Here is a 12906-nt window from a genome sequence, read left to right as displayed (position 1 = left end):
CCGCAGCGGCCCTCAGCGGCCGAAGAGGTACAAGCCGATCACGATCACGACGGCCACCACGACCATTCCGAAGTTGCGCCAGCTGGCTTGCTGGCTGCGCGCGAACTCTTTGAGCATGTCGGCAGTCTCCTGCTCGTCGGCGGCGACGATCGCCTGGGCCTCGTCGAGGATGCGCCGATGGTCGGCTGCCGTTGCAAAGGCCGGCTCGGCGGCGACACGGGCGCGTAGCGCTTCGAACGGTTCCGTGTCGAGCAGGCCGTCGGTCACCAGCCAGCCCAGGGTGGGGCCCAGGGCGGCGGGCGCGCCGGTCAGAGGCGCGGCACGCAACGCCAGGTCGCGGGTCTCGGTGTCGATCAGCCCCTCGTTGAACAGCGCGATCACGGCCTCGTGTGTGATGCCGGTCTTGCCGAGGTCCAGCAGGTCGTCTGCGTCGTAGGCGATGTCTTCCGCTTCGGTGAACGCCGCGACGGCCGGCGAGGCGGCTTCGAGGCGCTCCACCGCTGCATCCAGTTCTTCCTCGGCGATCAGGTTCTTGAGGCGCATCCAGGCCAGCGCATGCGCGGGGCCGGGAATCGGCGGCAGGGCGGGGGCCTCGGGGTGCGCGAGAGCGGCATCGTGCTGCGCGTCGGTGATGAGGCCATGGGACACAAGCGCGTGGAAGGCGTCCGGGTGGGTGTCGGCAGAAGTCATCGGGCGATTCTGCCGTGCAGCATGAAAAAAGCCCCGGCGGATGCCGAGGCTTCGATTGATGGAGGCGTCGGTTCAGACCGATGCCATCACATCAGCGGCATCAGGGACGGGCGACCTTCCAGGCGCCGTTGGCCACGCCGTCACCGGTCTTGTCGCCGGCCTTGGTGTCCTTGGCCCAGTAGTACAGCGGCCAGCCCTTGTAGGCCCACTGCTTCTTGCCGTCTTCACGCACGACGATGGTGTAGCCGCCCATGGGCTTGGCGGCATCGGCCACGCCGAGCGGCGGCCAGTTGGTGGCGCATTGGCCGTTGCAGGCCGAGGTGCCGGCATTGGCGGTGTCACGGGCGAAGGTGTAGAGCGTCATGCCGTTCGGGCCGACCAGCACGCCATCGGCGGTGCGGGTGGGCGTGTCGGGCGCTCCAGCGGTCTTGGTGGACATGCCGCCGCAGCCGGCGAGCAGAGCCGCTGCGAGGATCGAGGCGCTGAGCAATTTCATGCAGTTTCTCCTTCAGTTGAAAAATCAATCGCGAAAACAAGCCAGGTGAATGCGCGAACCGGCAGTTTATGCCGTCGCTACGATAACTCGCGGTAGGCCAGGGTCGCGAGTCTCAGCAGCGCATCGCGCGGCAGGCGACCGGCCACGGCATAGCCGAAACCCCGGTCGACCCAGTAAAAGCTCGGCACGGCGCCATCCGAGGCAAAACGGAAGGCGGTTTCGCGCGCGGCCGCGGTATCCGCGGCCTGCGCATCGAGCGTGCCGATGTACAGCGTGATGCGTTCGCCCGCCGTGTCCTCGAACATGAACTGGGCGCGCGCGCCGGTTTCGCCGGGCAGCAGGCGCCCGCCGACCAGCGTGTAGCCGAGCGAGGACAGGTCCGGCACCTTGAGCGGGTGGTCCAGGCGCTTGGACAACCACTGCACCAAGTGCTGCTGCTCGGCGGCGGCCACTTCGACGGGGTGCCGCTTTTCAGGTGTGTAGACGACATGGGCCACCGACGCGTCGCGGACGAACTCGCGCACGGCCGGTGCGCGCGCCAGGGAGGCCCCGGTCGCACGCGGCGCGCCCGACCACTGGGTATTGCCGAGCCAGCCGGCCGCGAAGGCGACCAGCAGGCCTGCGGCCATGCCGCCCCAGCGCAGCCAGGGGGCCGAGCGGCCGGTCTCGGCACGACGTCGTTCGAGCGCGCCCATCAGCGGCGCCGGCACGGGCTCGTCGAGCAGACCGCCGTGCAGGCGACGCAAGGCGTCGCGCTGGGCATGCCAGGCCGCCACGCGGGCCGCCACGGCCGGATCGCGCGCAATCGCATCCTCGACCGCTTCACGGCGTTCGGGCGGCAACTGACCGTCGACCCAGGCGTGCAGCTCGTCGTCGGTGGGGGGCAGGGTGGGGCGGTTCATGGCGGGGTGCTTCAAATCACTTGAGGCGGCGCAGGCCGGGGCGGCTGGGCGCGGCGGCGCCGTCCATCAGTTCCTGCAGGCGAAGGCGGGCGCGCGAGAGGCGCGACATCACGGTGCCGATCGGAATGCCGAGCACCTTCGCCACCTCGGCGTAGGACAGGTCTTCGAGCGTCACGAGCAGCAGCACGGCGCGTTGCTCTTCGGGCAGCTGCATCAGGCAGCGCTGCAGGTCGAGGCCAAGGCCCGGATCGGCGCCACCTTGCAGCTGCTCGGGCGCCACGTCTTCCAGCGCCACGACTGCATGCGGCGGCGGCCGGCGCCGCACCTGGCTGGCGAAGAGGTTGTGCATGACCGTGAAGAGCCAGGCACGCAGGTCGGTGCCCACCACCCAGAGCCGCCACTTGCCGCAGGCGCGTTCGAGCGTGTCCTGCACCAGGTCGTCGGCCGCCCAGGCATTGCCCGTGAGTGCGCGCGCATAGCGGCGCAGGCTCGGGATGTGCTCGACCAGCAGGCGGGCGTCCATGGGTAGGCCGGGAGCCTGTCCGTCTCAGGGCTTGGCGGTTTTCCAGGTGCCGTTGACGCCGTCGCCGGTCTTGTCGCCCGGCTTGGTGTCCTTCACCCAGTAGTACAAGGGCCAGCCCTTGGCAGCCCATTGCTTCTTGCCGTCGTCGCGCGTGACGATGCTGAAGTCGCCGCTCGGCTTGTCGCTGTCGGTCGCCATGAAGGGCGGCCAGTTGGTGGCGCAGCCGCCGTTGCAGGCCGACTTGCCGTTGCCGGCTGTGTCCTTGTCGAAGGTGTAGAGCGTCATGCCGTTCGCACCGACCAGCGCGCCATCGGCGGCCTTGGGCTGGGCGAACGCGGGGAGGGCGAGCAGGCTGCCGAGCAGTGCGGCGGCGATGCCGACGGAGGACATGCGAAGAGGCGACATGGAAAGACTCCTGGGTTGATGGCATCGACGATCGATGACACCGCACAAACGCCCGCAGAGCGCGTTTTATTCCATGCCGCCCGAAAAAAGAATGATCAGCGGTTGCGGCTCTTCATCGCGCGCTCGACTTCGCGCTTGCCTTCGCGGTCCTTGATGGTGTCGCGCTTGTCGTGCTCGGCCTTGCCCTTGGCGAGCGCGATGTCGCACTTCACCTTGCCGGCCTTCCAGTGCAGGTTCAGCGGCACCAGCGTGTAGCCCTTTTGTTCGACCTTGCCGACCAGCCGCTTGATCTCTTCCTTGTGCAGCAGCAACTTCTTGGTGCGGATCGAATCAGGATTGACGTGCGTCGAGGCGCTCTTGAGCGGGTTGATCTGCAGGCCCACGACGAACAGCTCGCCGTCGCGGATCACCACGTAGCCGTCGGTCAGCTGCACCTTGCCTTCGCGCAGCGATTTGACTTCCCAACCCTCGAGGACCAGGCCGGCCTCGAAGCGTTCTTCGAAGAAATAGTTGTAGGCGGCCTTCTTGTTGTCGGCGATGCGGGAGGAGGTGTCTTGTTTCTTGGTGGCCATGGCTCGAGAAGTTGGGGGCGCATGGCTTCAATACAATCCGTCGCGCACGCGGTGCCGATTCTATGAAAACAGTCCACAAGTCCGTCCTCATCTGGTACAGCGCCGAAGAAATGTACGCGCTCGTCACCGATGTGGCGAAGTACCCGCAGTTTCTGCCCTGGTGCAACAAGTCGCGCGTCATCGAGCAGGACGAAGGCGGCATGACCGCCGAAGTCGGCCTGGCCTTCGCCGGGCTGCACCAGAGTTTCACCACCCGCAACACGCACATCGCAGGCCGCGAAGTGCAGCTGAAGCTGGTCGACGGGCCGTTCTCCAACCTCGACGGCACCTGGAAATTCCACCCCGTGGGCGAGCAGGGCGAACGCGCCTGCCGCGTCGAGTTGCAGATGAGCTACGGCTTCAGCAACTTCGCATTGCAGGCCATGGTGGGACCGGTGTTCGACACCATCGCCTCGAGCCTGGTCGAGGCCTTTGTGAAGCGCGCCGAACAGGTCTACGGCGAAGGCTGATGGCCGACAGCCGCATCGAGGTCACGCTGAGCTGTTCGCCGGCGGCGCGCGAGGTGTTCGAGCAGGTCCTGCTGCTCGCGCCCGGCACCGCGGTGAGCGAGGCGGTGAAGGCCAGCGATCTCACACAGCGCTTTCCCGATCTGGACTGGCGGCACACCATGACGCCGGGTGTCTGGGGCAGGGCGGTGGCGTGGGAGCAGCCGCTGAAGGATGGTGACCGCATCGAGCTGTGCCGTCCGCTCACGGTCGATCCGAAGGTGGCGCGGCGTGAACGCTTCCAGCGTCAAGGTGCGCGCGGCACGGGCCTGTTCGCGAACAAGCGCAAGGGCGGCAAGGACGGCTACTGAGCCGCCTGCACTGGCCGGGTCAGCGGCTTACTTGCAGTCGCTGTCGATGACCGTTTGAGCGCGTTTCTGCGCGTCGGCACGAGCGGCGTCGTCCATGAACTCGCGCTCGCCCTTGGCATTGACCTTGGCGATGCGGATGCCGCTGTCGATGGTGTTCTTGTTCTCGCGCGCACGGGTGCAGTTGTCGGCCTTGGCCTTGGCGATCTTTGCGGCTTCAGCCGCTTCCTTGGCCTTCTGCTCGGCCTCCGCCTTCTTGGTCTTTTCTTCGAGCTCCTTGTCCACGCCCGTGGGCTTGGGCGGCGCGGGCTTGGGGGCTGCGGCCGCGTCGCTGCTTCCCTCGGGGGCTGGCGTGACCGAAGCGGGCGCCCGGGCCGACGGCGAAGGGCCGGCGCGGCGCAGGATGTTCTTCTCGGGGATGTCGGTGGGCGGCGGCTGGTCGCTGAAGACCTTCTTGCCGCTGTTGTCGACCCATTGCCATTGCGCGCTCGCCGAGAGCGGCAGCGCACACGCGCAACCCAATACCAGCCAATGCAGGAAATTCATGCGCGGAGTTTAGCTGCGCCTTACTTTTTGCAACATCCGGAATGGGCGGTTTTGCAACGGTCAGAAAAAACCCGCGCCGGCGAAGCGGGCGGAGCCCTCGTTACAATCCGTCTTTTGGAGCCTCACCCATGCGCCTTCTAGGCAAAGCGCTCACCTTCGACGACGTGTTGTTGGTGCCAGCATTCTCCCAAGTCCTGCCAAAGGACACGTCCCTCGCCACCAAGTTCTCCCGCAACATCACGTTGAACCTGCCGCTCGTCTCTGCGGCCATGGACACCGTGACCGAAGCCCGCCTCGCGATCGCCATCGCGCAGGAAGGCGGCATCGGTATCGTGCACAAGAACCTCACCGCGCAACAGCAGGCCGCCGAAGTGGCCCGCGTGAAGCGTTATGAGTCGGGTGTTTTGCGAGATCCGGTGGTGATCACGCCGACGCACTCCGTGCGCCAGGTGATGGCACTGTCCGACCAGCTCGGCATTTCGGGCTTCCCGGTGATCGACGGCGGCAAGGTCGTCGGCATCGTCACGGGGCGCGACCTGCGCTTCGAGAACCGCTACGACGTGCCCGTCAGCGAAATCATGACGCAGCGCGACCGGCTCATCACGGTGCCCGACGGCACCACGCTGGCCGAAGCCAAGGCGCTGCTGAACAAGCACAAGCTCGAGCGCCTGCTCGTCATCAACGGCGACTGGGAGCTCAAGGGCCTCATCACCGTCAAGGACATCACCAAGCAGACCAGCTTCCCCAACGCCGCACGCGACGCCAACGGCCGCCTGCGCGTGGGCGCGGCGGTCGGCGTGGGTGACGGCACCGAAGAGCGCGTCGAAGCCCTGGTGAAGGCCGGCGTCGACGCCATCGTGGTCGACACCGCCCACGGCCACAGCGCCGGCGTGATCGAGCGCGTGCGCTGGGTCAAGAAGAACTACCCGCAGGTCGACGTCATCGGCGGCAACATCGCCACCGGCGACGCTGCGCGCGCGCTGGCCGACGCCGGCGCCGACGCGGTCAAGGTCGGCATCGGCCCGGGCTCGATCTGCACCACCCGCATCGTGGCCGGCGTGGGCGTGCCGCAGATCATGGCGGTCGACAGCGTCGCCACCGCGCTGCACGGCACGGGCATTCCGCTGATCTCCGACGGCGGCGTGCGCTACTCGGGCGACATCGCCAAAGCGATTGCCGCCGGTGCCAGCACCGTCATGATGGGCAGCATGTTCGCCGGCACCGAAGAGGCGCCGGGCGAGATCGTGCTGTACCAGGGTCGCAGCTACAAGAGCTATCGCGGCATGGGCTCCATCGGCGCGATGCAGCAAGGCAGTGCCGACCGGTACTTCCAGGAGTCGACCACCGGCAACCCCAACACCGACAAGCTGGTGCCCGAAGGCATCGAAGGCCGCGTACCCTACAAGGGCTCGATCGTCTCCATCGTCTACCAGATGGCCGGCGGCGTGCGTGCCAGCATGGGCTACTGCGGCTGCGCGACCATCGAGGACATGCAGAACAAGGCCGAGTTCGTCGAGATCACCACGGCCGGCATCCGTGAGAGTCACGTCCACGACGTGCAGATCACGAAGGAAGCGCCGAACTACCGCGCCGAGTAAGCCCAATCTGGCCAGACCTTGAAAGTCAGGCCAGACTGAAGCTAAAATTTGGGCCAGATTCAAATTTTCTGGCCTAAATGCAATCCATCGGCATCGCTGAAGCCAAGAACAACTTCTCGGCCCTGATCGACCTGGTCGAAAAGGGCGAGGAGGTTCGCATCACCCGCCACGGCAAGGAAGTCGTGCGCATGCTGCCGGTGCGCCGCAAGCCCGTCATCACCGACGAGCAGATCGCCCGCGAGCTCGGGCAGATCGACGCGCTGCACGCCACCATCCAGCCCGGCCCCACGACCCGCGAGCTCCTCGACCAGGGACGCCAGTCATGACCGCCTTCGTCATGGACGCCTCCGTCACTGCCGCCTGGCTGCTGCCCGACCAGGCCAGCGAACACACCCGCAGGCTCTACACCGCCATCCGCCGCGACGAGGTCGAGCCACAGGCGCCCAACGCCTGGCAATGGGAGTGCGCCAACATCCTCGCCAACGGCGTGCGCAGCGGCCGCATCCCGGCGTCGGCCGTCGAAGGGCTGTGGAGCGTGCTCGACGCCATCCGCCACCGCGTGGAGCTGCACGACCTCGCGCCGGCGCAGCACAAGGCCGTGCTTGCCGTCGCCATCGACGCGGGCGTCTCGCTCTACGATGCGGGCTACCTCTGGCTCGCCAAATCGCTCAACCTTCCGCTCGCCACCTTCGACGAGCACCTCATCCAGGCGGCGCCGCACGCGGGCGTCAAGCTGTTCGACATTTCAACGCTCTGAGTCCTTTCGCCATGCAACACGACAAGATCCTCATCCTCGACTTCGGCTCGCAAGTCACCCAGCTCATCGCACGCCGCGTGCGCGAAGCGCATGTGCTCAGCGAAGTGCATCCCTGCGACGTGACCGACGAATGGGTGCGCGAATACGCCGCCGACGGCCACCTCAAGGGCGTGATCCTCTCGGGCAGCCACGCCAGCGTGTACGAAGAGACCACCGACAAGTGCCCGCAAGCCGTGTTCGACCTCGGCATCCCGGTGCTCGGCATCTGCTACGGCATGCAGACCATGGCGCACCAGCTCGGCGGCAAGGTCGAAGGCGGCCACAAGCGCGAGTTCGGCTTCGCGGCCGTGCGCGCCCATGGCCACACCGCGCTGCTGAAGGACATCGCCGACTTCACCACGCCCGAAGGTTTCGGCATGCTCAACGTGTGGATGAGCCACGGCGACAAGGTCACCGAGCTGCCGCCCGGCTTCAAGCTCATGGCCAGCACCGACAGCTGTCCCATCGCCGGCATGGCCGACGAGGCGCGCCGCTACTACGCGCTGCAGTTCCATCCTGAAGTCACGCACACCGTGCAGGGCAAGGCCATCATCGACCGCTTCGTGCTCGGCATCTGCGAAGCCAAGCCCGACTGGGTCATGCGCGATCACATCGCCGAAGCCGTGCAGAAGATCCGCGAGCAGGTGGGCGATGAAGAAGTCATCCTCGGCCTGTCGGGCGGTGTCGATTCGAGCGTGGCTGCCGCGCTCATCCACCGCGCCATCGGCGACCAGCTGACCTGCGTGTTCGTCGACCACGGCCTGCTGCGCCTGAACGAAGGCGACATGGTCATGGAGATGTTCGAAGGCAAGCTGCACGCGAAGGTCATCCGCGTCGATGCCAGCGACCTGTTCCTGGGCAAGCTCGCCGGCGTGAGCGACCCCGAAGCCAAGCGCAAGATCATCGGCGGCGAGTTCGTCACCGTGTTCAAGCAGGAAGCCGCGAAGCTCAAGGCCGGCGACGGCGGCCACAAGGGTGCGACCTTCCTGGCGCAAGGCACCATCTACCCCGACGTCATCGAGTCGGGCGGTGCCAAGAGCAAGAAGGCCGTCACCATCAAGAGCCACCACAACGTGGGCGGCCTGCCCGAGCAGCTCGGCCTCAAGCTGCTCGAACCGCTGCGCGACCTGTTCAAGGACGAAGTGCGCGAACTCGGCGTGGCCCTCGGCCTGCCGCCCGAGATGGTCTACCGCCACCCGTTCCCCGGCCCGGGCCTGGGCGTGCGCATCCTGGGCGAGGTGAAGAAGGAATACGCCGACCTGCTGCGCCGCGCCGACGCGATCTTCATCGAAGAGCTGCGCAACTTCACCGACGAATCGGGCAAGACCTGGTACGACCTCACGAGCCAGGCCTTCACCGTGTTCCTGCCCGTGAAGAGCGTGGGCGTGATGGGCGACGGCCGCACCTACGACTACGTCGTCGCGCTGCGCGCCGTGCAGACCAGCGACTTCATGACCGCCGACTGGGCCGAGCTGCCGTACGCGCTGCTCAAGAAGGTGTCGGGCCGCATCATCAACGAGGTGCGCGGCATCAACCGCGTGACCTACGACGTGTCGAGCAAGCCGCCGGCGACGATCGAGTGGGAGTGATCCCCATCGCGCGGGCCAAGGCCCGCGCTGGCATGCCGCTTGCGATCTAATCGCCCCTGAAGCGGCGGCCACCGGTGGCGCCGCCCTTCGCGCGAAAGGACGCCCGTTGGCCCGCTCCGATCCTCGCAACACCTCGCGGTATTGGCACGCACCCGGCGTGCCGGGCATGGACCTGCTCCATGCCGACTTCACCACGCACGACTACGCCCCGCATGTGCACGACTCCCTCGTGGTCGCGGTCACGGAGGTGGGCGGCTCGGAGTTCAGGAGCCGGGGCCGCACCGATGTGGCCCACACGCAGGCGCTGCTCGTCTTCAACCCCGGCGAGCCGCACTCGGGCCGCATGGCCGGCAGCCCGCGCTGGCGCTACCGGTCGTTCTACCTGGCCGGGCGGGGGCTTCAGAGCGTGCTCACGTCGCTGGGCATCGACCAGCCGCAGCACTTCACATCGAACGCCTTTCGCGACCCCGACCTCATCGCACGCTTCCTGGTGCTGCACCGCGCGCTCGACGGAGAGCCCGACGCGCTGCTGCACCAGGAACTGCTCGTGCGCAGCTTCGGTGCGCTGTTCGCCGCGCACGGACAGGCCAGGCGCCGCGTACCGACTGCGCCCTCGGAGGCGCGCGTGCTCGCGCCTGTGCTCGACCTGATGCGCGATGGCCATGCCGAGCGGCTGACGCTTGAGCAGATGGCGCAGGCCGCCGACCTGACGACCTTCCAGCTGATCGGCGCCTTCCACCGCACGCTCGGGCTGACCCCGCACACCTACCTGACGCAGCTGCGCCTGCGGGCCGCGCTGCGGCAGCTCGATGCGGGCCAGCCCGTGGCCGAGGCCGCGCTGGCCTCGGGCTTCTACGACCAGAGCGCGTTGAACAAGCACTTCAAGCGCACCTTCGGCATGACGCCGTTGCAGTACGTGCGCGCCCGGGCGAACTGATTGGGTCGCGGGCGCAATTTCAACCAATAGCGTTTCGAGTCGTCCTGCCATGCTGAAACCCATCAGCAAGGCCACCCATGACACGACTCTTCTGCCAGGAACATGCCGACATCCTGCGGCTGGACGCCCAGGTCCTCCAATCGCGGCCCGGTGCCGTGCGGCTGTCGCAGCATCCTTTCTATCCCGGCGGCGGCGGGCAACTGCCGGACCGCGGCGTCGTTCGCTGGCAGGGCGGCGAGGTGCCCGTCACCGGCTTTTCCGAGGAGGGGGGCCTCGTTTGGGTCCAGCTGCCCGATCGCATCGAGATCACCGGCAACGTCCAGGCCGAGGTCGATCCGGCCTTCCGGCAATGCATGCGCGAACTGCACACCGACCTGCATGTGCTCAACGCGCTGGTCTTCCGTGACTTCGACGGCGCGCTGGTCACGGGCGTGCAGATGAACGATGACGGCACCGCGCGCATCGACTTCGATCTGCCCGGCGCCGACAACGACCGCCTGCGGGCCCTCGAGCCCGAGCTGAACGACGTGATCGCGCAGGACCTCGCGGTGCAGACGCACTACGTGTCGGTCACCGCCGCCCACGGCGAGCAGGGGCTGCTGCGCTCCCGTTCGGTGGCGCCGCCGCCTTCGGCCGAGGGGCTGGTCCGCATCGTCGAGATCGCCGGGCTCGACCGGCAGGCCTGCGGCGGCACGCACCTCGCGTCCACCGGCGCCTCGCGGCCGGTGCGGATTCTCAAGATCGAGAACAAGGGCCGCTCCAACCGCCGTGTGCGCATCGGGCTGCAAGGGCTGTAGGCATGCGCAGATCGCTGTCGGCGCTCTGGGCGCATCCCGTGTGGCTGCTGTGGGTGCCGCCTGCCTTCTGGGCGGGCAACCTCGTGCTGGGGCGGGCTCTCGGGCCGGTCTTTCCGCCGGTGTCGCTCGCGGTGGGGCGCTGGGTCGTGGCGCTGGCGGTGCTGGCGCCGTTCGTCGGCGCACAGGCATGGCGCGAGCGCGGGCTGCTCGCGCGGCACTGGCGGCTGATCGCGGCCTGCGGCGCCTTCGGCATCGCCGGCTACAACGCGCTGGGCTACCTGGCCTTGCAGACGGTGCCCGCCACCAGCGTCGCGTTCCTCAACTCGACGCTGCCGCTGATGGTGCCGCTCGCCGCCGTGGTGCTCGGTGTCGAGCGTATCACCTGGAAGGCGCTACTCGGTATCGGCATCTCGTTCCTCGGCGTGACCTGGATCGTGGCGCGTGGCGAACTGGCGCACCTGCTGGCGTTGCGGCTGGGCGGCGGCGAGCTGCTGGTGCTGCTGGCCGTGGCCAACTACGCCGTGTACTCGGTGCTGCTGCGGCGCAAGCCGGCGGCCCTCAGCCCGCTGGTGTTCCTGGCCGCGACCATGGCCGCCGGGCTGGTGGTGCTGATGCCGTTCTGGGTGATCGAGCTGGCACGCGGCGCGCGCATTCCGACCGATGCGGCCTCGGTGGGGGCGGTGCTCTACATCGGCCTCTTCGCATCGCTGTTCGCCTTCATCCTGTGGAGCCGCTGTGTCGCGACGCTGGGCGCGACGGTGACGGGCGTGTCGTTCCATCTCGTCGCGCTGTTCACGGCGCTGCTGGCGTTTCTCGTGCTGCGCGAGCCCGTGCGCGGCTTCCACATCGCGGGCATCGCGTTGATCCTGCTCGGCTTCTTCGTCACGACCTTCCAGCCAGCAAGGCAAGCGAAGGTCCCGGCCTGAGCCGATGAACACGATCGAAGTCCTGCGCACCCTGGTCGGATTCGACACGACCTCGCACCGCTCCAACCTCGGCCTCATCCACTGGGTGGCCGATTACCTGGCGGCGCACGGCGTCAAGGCGCAGCTGATCTCCAGCGACGACGGCCAGAAGGCCAACCTGCTGGCGACCCTGGGCCCCGACGTGGCGGGCGGCATCGTGCTGTCCGGTCACACCGACGTGGTGCCCGTCGACGGGCAGGCCTGGGATTCGGACCCGTTCACGCTCGTCGAACGCGAGGGCCGTTGGCACGGACGGGGCACCGCCGACATGAAGGGCTTCATCGCGGCCTGCCTGGCGGCGGTGCCTGCGTGGCGCGGGCTCGCGCTGCAGCGTCCGATCCACCTCGCGCTGTCGTATGACGAAGAGGTCGGCTGTTTCGGCGTGCCGCGCCTGGTCGCCGCGCTGCGTGCCCACGTGCAGGCCCCGGCGCTGGCCGTCATCGGCGAGCCGACGCAGATGCGCGTGGGGTTGGCCCATCGCGGCTTCTTCGGCCACCGCATCACCTTCAGCGGACGGCCGGTCCATTCCGGCGATCCGGCCCTGGGCGTGAGTGCGATCGAGCCGGCCGCGCAGCTGATCGCGCAGCTCGCGCGCTTCGGACGCACGCTGCGCGCGCAGGGCAACCGCACCACCTTCAACGTCGGCTGCATCCATGGCGGGACGGCCATCAACATCGTCCCCGGTTGCTGCGAAGTGACGTGGGAGTTCCGTCCAACGGACGCGGCCAGCACCGCGCAGGTGACGCAAGAACTGGCGCGGCTGCTTGCAGGCGTGCCGCCCGAGGTGACCGTCGAGATGACGCAGCTGGCCGGCGTGCCGGCGCTCTGCGCGCCAGAAGGCGGGGCCGTGGACGCGCTCAGGCGTTGGGGCGCGCTGTGGCCGCCGGGCGAGATCCCGTTCGGCACCGAGGCCGGATTTTTCCAGCAGGCGGGGATCCCGTCGCTGGTGTGCGGGCCCGGCGCGATCGCGCAGGCGCACCAGCCCAACGAGTGGATCGCGGCCAGCGAGTTGCGCGCCGCTGATCGGTTTCTGATGTGCGTCGGGGCGTGGGCCTCGGGCGTCTAGGCGTTCGCGCCCCCATCCGTCGATGCGATCCTGGCCGTGTCAGGGGTTCCCCGGAGTGTCCAAGTTAAGCTTTCGCGCGTAGTCTGCCCGCATCCTGGAACTTCATTCCGAACCCTGCGGATTCAGACCGATCCGAGAGCGAAGGCGCATGCTTTCGTCCTCGGCCGATGG

The 12906-nt window shown here is 67.9% G+C and carries 17 protein-coding genes; 10 read left to right on the top strand and 7 right to left on the bottom strand.

What is annotated here, in order from left to right; all coding sequences use genetic code 11:
- Nucleotides 1-12: 12 nt before the first annotated feature.
- The 6 genes from AC07OH_RS07475 to smpB all read right to left on the bottom strand — a co-directional run bounded on the left by AC07OH_RS07475 (nt 13) and on the right by smpB (nt 3588).
- Nucleotides 13-690 (bottom strand): hypothetical protein, encoded by a 678-nt coding sequence (locus tag AC07OH_RS07475; protein WP_495300153.1) that lies wholly within the window; start codon nt 688-690, stop codon nt 13-15.
- Nucleotides 691-790: 100 nt separating this feature from the next.
- On the bottom strand, nt 791-1186 hold the full coding sequence (locus AC07OH_RS07470; RefSeq protein ID WP_119556624.1) for a COG4315 family predicted lipoprotein: 396 nt from the start codon (nt 1184-1186) through the stop codon (nt 791-793).
- A gap of 77 nt (nt 1187-1263) precedes the next feature.
- The gene (locus AC07OH_RS07465; protein WP_495300152.1) at nt 1264-2088 is read right to left on the bottom strand and encodes an anti-sigma factor family protein; all 825 of its coding nucleotides are present in this window, start codon (nt 2086-2088) and stop codon (nt 1264-1266) included.
- Nucleotides 2089-2104: 16 nt separating this feature from the next.
- Nucleotides 2105-2611 carry a sigma-70 family RNA polymerase sigma factor gene (locus AC07OH_RS07460; RefSeq protein WP_495300151.1) on the bottom strand — a complete coding sequence of 169 codons (507 nt, stop codon included), beginning with the start codon at nt 2609-2611 and terminating at the stop codon, nt 2105-2107.
- A 24-nt stretch (nt 2612-2635) separates the two neighbouring features.
- Nucleotides 2636-3016 (bottom strand): COG4315 family predicted lipoprotein, encoded by a 381-nt coding sequence (locus AC07OH_RS07455; RefSeq protein ID WP_495300150.1) that lies wholly within the window; start codon nt 3014-3016, stop codon nt 2636-2638.
- 95 nt (nt 3017-3111) lie between these two features.
- A complete protein-coding gene (gene smpB / locus AC07OH_RS07450; RefSeq protein ID WP_099789277.1) occupies nt 3112-3588 on the bottom strand; it encodes an SsrA-binding protein SmpB in 477 nt (158 codons plus the stop codon).
- A gap of 62 nt (nt 3589-3650) precedes the next feature.
- On the opposite strand from smpB, the gene AC07OH_RS07445 reads away from it, so the two are divergent.
- Nucleotides 3651-4097: a type II toxin-antitoxin system RatA family toxin gene (locus AC07OH_RS07445; RefSeq protein WP_495300149.1), complete on the top strand. Its 447-nt coding sequence runs from the start codon at nt 3651-3653 to the stop codon at nt 4095-4097.
- Nucleotides 4097-4444, top strand: coding sequence for an RnfH family protein (locus AC07OH_RS07440; protein ID WP_492677003.1), 348 nt, complete (start codon nt 4097-4099; stop codon nt 4442-4444). The genes AC07OH_RS07445 and AC07OH_RS07440 overlap by 1 nt, the downstream gene beginning before the upstream one ends.
- A gap of 27 nt (nt 4445-4471) precedes the next feature.
- On the opposite strand, the gene AC07OH_RS07435 is transcribed toward AC07OH_RS07440, so the two are convergent.
- Complete coding sequence (locus AC07OH_RS07435) at nt 4472-4987, bottom strand: DUF4124 domain-containing protein (protein WP_495300148.1); 516 nt, start codon at nt 4985-4987, stop codon at nt 4472-4474.
- Nucleotides 4988-5115: 128 nt separating this feature from the next.
- On the opposite strand from AC07OH_RS07435, the gene guaB reads away from it, so the two are divergent.
- The 8 genes from guaB (at nt 5116) to argE (ending at nt 12735) form a co-directional block, all read left to right on the top strand.
- Nucleotides 5116-6585 carry an IMP dehydrogenase gene (gene guaB, locus AC07OH_RS07430; RefSeq protein ID WP_095948611.1) on the top strand — a complete coding sequence of 490 codons (1470 nt, stop codon included), beginning with the start codon at nt 5116-5118 and terminating at the stop codon, nt 6583-6585.
- Between the two features lie 77 nt (nt 6586-6662).
- Nucleotides 6663-6911, top strand: a complete 249-nt coding sequence (locus tag AC07OH_RS07425) for a type II toxin-antitoxin system Phd/YefM family antitoxin (protein WP_495300147.1) — start codon at nt 6663-6665, stop codon at nt 6909-6911.
- On the top strand, nt 6908-7342 hold the full coding sequence (locus AC07OH_RS07420; RefSeq protein ID WP_495300146.1) for a type II toxin-antitoxin system VapC family toxin: 435 nt from the start codon (nt 6908-6910) through the stop codon (nt 7340-7342). Before AC07OH_RS07425 ends, AC07OH_RS07420 begins: the two co-directional genes overlap by 4 nt.
- 11 nt (nt 7343-7353) lie before the next feature.
- Nucleotides 7354-8970 (top strand): glutamine-hydrolyzing GMP synthase, encoded by a 1617-nt coding sequence (guaA, locus tag AC07OH_RS07415; RefSeq protein WP_159271746.1) that lies wholly within the window; start codon nt 7354-7356, stop codon nt 8968-8970.
- A gap of 106 nt (nt 8971-9076) precedes the next feature.
- Entirely contained in the window at nt 9077-9907 is an 831-nt protein-coding gene (locus AC07OH_RS07410) for a helix-turn-helix transcriptional regulator (protein WP_495300145.1), read from the top strand.
- Between the two features lie 77 nt (nt 9908-9984).
- Entirely contained in the window at nt 9985-10704 is a 720-nt protein-coding gene (locus AC07OH_RS07405; protein ID WP_495300144.1) for an alanyl-tRNA editing protein, read from the top strand.
- 2 nt (nt 10705-10706) lie between these two features.
- On the top strand, nt 10707-11630 hold the full coding sequence (locus AC07OH_RS07400) for a DMT family transporter (RefSeq protein ID WP_495300143.1): 924 nt from the start codon (nt 10707-10709) through the stop codon (nt 11628-11630).
- A 4-nt stretch (nt 11631-11634) separates the two neighbouring features.
- Nucleotides 11635-12735, top strand: coding sequence for an acetylornithine deacetylase (argE, locus tag AC07OH_RS07395; protein ID WP_495300142.1), 1101 nt, complete (start codon nt 11635-11637; stop codon nt 12733-12735).
- Nucleotides 12736-12906: the final 171 nt, after the last annotated feature.

The organism is Variovorax sp. GW821-FHT10C12 (assembly GCF_059415405.1).
This window is presented reverse-complemented; position numbering and strand designations above follow the sequence as displayed.

What these genes read in the sequence shown, in the direction of transcription:
- AC07OH_RS07420 (WP_495300146.1), top strand. Translation starts at nt 6,908, where the DNA reads ATGACCGCCTTCGTCATGGACGCCTCCGTCACTGCCGCCTGGCTGCTG.
- smpB (WP_099789277.1), bottom strand. Translation starts at nt 3,588, where the DNA reads ATGGCCACCAAGAAACAAGACACCTCCTCCCGCATCGCCGACAACAAG.
- guaA (WP_159271746.1), top strand. Translation starts at nt 7,354, where the DNA reads ATGCAACACGACAAGATCCTCATCCTCGACTTCGGCTCGCAAGTCACC.
- AC07OH_RS07440 (WP_492677003.1), top strand. Translation starts at nt 4,097, where the DNA reads ATGGCCGACAGCCGCATCGAGGTCACGCTGAGCTGTTCGCCGGCGGCG.
- guaB (WP_095948611.1), top strand. Translation starts at nt 5,116, where the DNA reads ATGCGCCTTCTAGGCAAAGCGCTCACCTTCGACGACGTGTTGTTGGTG.
- AC07OH_RS07400 (WP_495300143.1), top strand. Translation starts at nt 10,707, where the DNA reads ATGCGCAGATCGCTGTCGGCGCTCTGGGCGCATCCCGTGTGGCTGCTG.
- AC07OH_RS07435 (WP_495300148.1), bottom strand. Translation starts at nt 4,987, where the DNA reads ATGAATTTCCTGCATTGGCTGGTATTGGGTTGCGCGTGTGCGCTGCCG.
- argE (WP_495300142.1), top strand. Translation starts at nt 11,635, where the DNA reads ATGAACACGATCGAAGTCCTGCGCACCCTGGTCGGATTCGACACGACC.
- AC07OH_RS07470 (WP_119556624.1), bottom strand. Translation starts at nt 1,186, where the DNA reads ATGAAATTGCTCAGCGCCTCGATCCTCGCAGCGGCTCTGCTCGCCGGC.
- AC07OH_RS07425 (WP_495300147.1), top strand. Translation starts at nt 6,663, where the DNA reads ATGCAATCCATCGGCATCGCTGAAGCCAAGAACAACTTCTCGGCCCTG.
- AC07OH_RS07455 (WP_495300150.1), bottom strand. Translation starts at nt 3,016, where the DNA reads ATGTCGCCTCTTCGCATGTCCTCCGTCGGCATCGCCGCCGCACTGCTC.
- AC07OH_RS07405 (WP_495300144.1), top strand. Translation starts at nt 9,985, where the DNA reads ATGACACGACTCTTCTGCCAGGAACATGCCGACATCCTGCGGCTGGAC.
- AC07OH_RS07475 (WP_495300153.1), bottom strand. Translation starts at nt 690, where the DNA reads ATGACTTCTGCCGACACCCACCCGGACGCCTTCCACGCGCTTGTGTCC.
- AC07OH_RS07445 (WP_495300149.1), top strand. Translation starts at nt 3,651, where the DNA reads ATGAAAACAGTCCACAAGTCCGTCCTCATCTGGTACAGCGCCGAAGAA.
- AC07OH_RS07465 (WP_495300152.1), bottom strand. Translation starts at nt 2,088, where the DNA reads ATGAACCGCCCCACCCTGCCCCCCACCGACGACGAGCTGCACGCCTGG.
- AC07OH_RS07460 (WP_495300151.1), bottom strand. Translation starts at nt 2,611, where the DNA reads ATGGACGCCCGCCTGCTGGTCGAGCACATCCCGAGCCTGCGCCGCTAT.